General features: G+C 46.0%; 2 protein-coding genes and 1 pseudogene. 1 reads left to right on the top strand and 2 read right to left on the bottom strand.

From position 1 onward, the window contains the following. Positions 1 to 299: pseudogene (locus tag B3182_RS07505) on the bottom strand (HAD family hydrolase); the annotation flags it as partial. A 217-nt stretch (positions 300 to 516) separates the two neighbouring features. Here B3182_RS07505 and B3182_RS07500 point away from each other — a divergent pair. After that, positions 517 to 1,332 (top strand): class I SAM-dependent methyltransferase, encoded by an 816-nt coding sequence (locus B3182_RS07500; RefSeq protein ID WP_292355857.1) that lies wholly within the window; start codon positions 517 to 519, stop codon positions 1,330 to 1,332. A 43-nt stretch (positions 1,333 to 1,375) separates the two neighbouring features. Here B3182_RS07500 and B3182_RS07495 read toward each other — a convergent pair whose 3' ends face one another. Further along, complete coding sequence (locus tag B3182_RS07495) at positions 1,376 to 3,298, bottom strand: TIGR00341 family protein (protein ID WP_292355859.1); 1,923 nt, start codon at positions 3,296 to 3,298, stop codon at positions 1,376 to 1,378. Positions 3,299 to 3,441: the final 143 nt, after the last annotated feature.

Raw genomic sequence — 3,441 nt, 5'->3', positions numbered from 1 at the left:
ATTTGTTCTTTGGCCAGATATTCTTCAGGCCCGGCATCAATTCTTATGATACGTAATTTTTCGTTTAGCTCTTCAATAGGCTGGGCATAATCAGGCGAAACCTCATCATCCTCGACTCGTCTGGTAATTAGTAAAACTTCACCGACCTTTTCCTGCTCAGACAAAGCCTGAGCCAGCTCAAGCACATACAGTGTCTGACCGCCAGTATCGGCATCTCGACCAAGTTCGAGATCATGACCACGAATAAGACCATGGATATTTAACAGAGCAATCTTAAGTTTTTCATTTTTATCTGACATAGGCGTTTTATGGTTTCTTCACAATGCGTTATATCCGGACACTCAGCTAGAGTCAGACAAGGAATATTCGTCTGTTACTTTGCGATATTCCCTTAAAACTACCCGCTAAGCTGCCAGAAGACAAATCAATCTCGTTCTTAAAGGGGTGTTGCAACCATGAGCGTATCATGCAGTCTGTTAGTTACGTATTAACTTAAATTTAAAAAGGAAAATTTCTATGAGTTTGCAGCGTATTTTTTCTTCTTTATTATTATTGTGTTTACTGCCACTTGGTCAACCTGTTATGGCAGAGGCGTTATTAGAGAAAACAATTGACAGTCCTTCACGGTCAGAAGCCAATAAGCAACGTGATATGTTTCGCCATCCTTCAGCCACCTTGATGTTCTTCGGCATCACCGCTGATATGCATGTCGCTGAAATATGGCCAGGACGTGGCTGGTATACGGAGATCCTTGCCCCATGGTTAAAACATGGTAAGGGAAAATTGATTGCAGCCGGTTTTCCTGAGGACACACAATCGGCCTACAGACAAAATCTTCGCCAGGAATACAATACCTGGCTAAAAGCCTCTCCAGAGCTATATGACGAAGTAGTTGTCACCGAATTTGGCCCGGAAAGCGATTGGCAATTTGCTGCTCCACAAAGTCTGGATGCTGTTTTAACCTTTCGCAACGTTCATAACTGGGTGCAGGGTGATTTTGCCGACCAGGCCTTTAATGCCATTTTCACAGCATTAAAATCCGGCGGTATTCTGGGTGTGACTGACCATCGGGCCAAACCGGGAACGCCGCTTGCTGTGATGAAGAAAAGTGGTTATCTCACTGAAGAATATGTGATTTCACTGGCTGAAAATGCTGGCTTTGTACTGGAAGAAAAGTCTGAAATCAACGCGAATCCGGCAGATACGGCGGATCATCCCAATGGTGTCTGGACCTTGCCACCCAACCTGCGCGTAGATAATGAAACAGATAAAACGAAATATCAGGCCATTGGTGAAAGTGATCGAATGACCTTACGTTTTCGTAAGCCTTGATGACGGAAAGCTCAGACACAGAAATCTGTGTCTGAGCTATTATTTATCGAACCACCCTGACAGCAATTTCCAACACCACTGGTTGTTGTAAACGGCGTTCAATTTCCTGTTTTACTTCATCCATCACGGCATGATCCACTGGGGTTTTTGACACCATGGTCAAGCTGATTATCACTGGATCACGTGGTCTCACATTGACATCCACCAGTTTGACACCTGCTATTTCCTGGCCATCCAACTGACGTAACACATTATTTTCGGCCACCATCCGCTCAAAACCGAAAGCCAGCGGAACCGCCAGAATAGCCACCATCACCAGCGTCAGCATCAAACCACGTTTCGCTCGATGAAATGGACTGTAACCCAGAATCATAAAGGTGATTAACGCTGCCAGAATAATGCCAACAAGGTTCGTCAGATATAACAGGAAAGCACCAAAAAACACGGTCAAGTCGAACCAACCCAAGCCAATACCAGCAACCGCCAGCGGTGGCACCAGGGCTACAGCAATAGCGACACCGGCAAGACTTTTAGCCACTTCAGCACGCGCATGAGCATAGGCACCGGCAATTCCCGAAACCACGGCCACACCTAAATCCAGCAAGGTCGGACTGATTCGTGCGGCGATTTCACTATTGATATGATTCAACGGTATAAACCAGGCAATCAGCATGGCACAAAGTAAGGCGAGCCCGGTGCCAATAGCGATACTGCGACCACTATCGATCATCAGATTTTCATCCTGGCGCAGGGTGCCTAATGACATAGAAATAATCGGGCCCATCAATGGGGCCAGAATCATCGCACCGATAACGACTGGAATAGAATTGGCAAACAGGCCAAAAGCCGCCAGCAAAGTGGATAACACCATCAACGTTAAATAGGCTGGAGTAGCCTTTGCGCTTTCGCGCATCATCATAAATAAATCTTTGAACTCTTCCGGCGCAGCATGATGCATCCATGGCAATGGATAACTGACCAGTTCATTACGCGCTTTGCCCAACGGCAATGCCTGGGTGCGAATAACTTCTTTCTGATCCCCACCACTTTCCGATAACGCCAGTAGCCTGCCGGGTATCAACCGAATAGTCCGCCGCTCTACTTTGAACTGCAGTTGCTGTGCCTCGGAGACCATCTCATCATGACTGTATTGGATGGGTTTATTGGTTTCCAACGTAAGCTGGCTACTTTTAATAAAGCCGACAAACGCCGGGTTATTTCGGCTCCAGATAGTTCGCATAAACAAAGAGGCAAACAGAAACCTGAGCATTTCAAAGACACTTCTTGGCGCCAACACCAGTGCATGCAGCATGCCATCATTGGCATTGGAATCGGGCATAAAACGGCGGGACAATACTGAGCTTCGGCCATGCTCAACTGCCACCACGCCAAAGGCTGCTGTTTCAATCACTTTTTCTTTCTGAGTGGTAATAGTGAACGGTGTAAAACGCACCTCTTTGAGACTACGCATCAATCGCCAGAAGCGTCTTACCCTCACCAAGAATGCTTCTACCATTGCTTCGCCAGGGACCAAAGTAAAGGTCTGCCCTACAATCACAGAGTTGAACACCGGTCTTTCATTACAAAGCAACAAATCCAGTTGCGAAGCATCGTTATTCACAATATCGCTAAGTGCATCGTCAAAATTGGCGGCAATCCCAAAACCATAGCGGGCATGTTTCATCTCGGGATGCGGTAACAGCCCAATCGTCCATTTCTGCTCACGTGCCTTTAGCATCAACTTACGCAGCAACTCATCATTCAGATAGCTGATGACCAGCTGATCATCATCAAATTGACATGACTGCTCCAACTCAAAGCTGCTGAGCTCAATATCCCATTGCTGTTCAGGTAATTTCGGCAGAATCTGTTCTTGAACAGTTGATTCATCTTCCGTCGAAAACAACAATACAACTCGGCGTTTATCAGTCATTGAATCAAGTTTGCTGATCAAATCTTCTACCATTCAGGCGCTCCGTAACGGGGATAATTCTGCAATATGTTATCAGACCAATCAGAAACGTCTGGTCTGTAAGGAGATGGAAATGTTATGAACCCAAGTATATTAATCTTTGCTAGCCATTACTGCTGGCGGCTATTTTTTCGTCC

The organism is Methylophaga sp. UBA4204, assembly GCF_002379485.1.
Taxonomy (GTDB): domain Bacteria; phylum Pseudomonadota; class Gammaproteobacteria; order Nitrosococcales; family Methylophagaceae; genus Methylophaga.
Note: the sequence above shows the minus strand (reverse complement) of the source record. Positions and strands in the feature narration are given on the sequence as shown.

What these genes read in the sequence shown, in the direction of transcription:
- B3182_RS07500 (WP_292355857.1), top strand. Translation starts at nt 517, where the DNA reads ATGAGTTTGCAGCGTATTTTTTCTTCTTTATTATTATTGTGTTTACTG.
- B3182_RS07495 (WP_292355859.1), bottom strand. Translation starts at nt 3,298, where the DNA reads ATGGTAGAAGATTTGATCAGCAAACTTGATTCAATGACTGATAAACGC.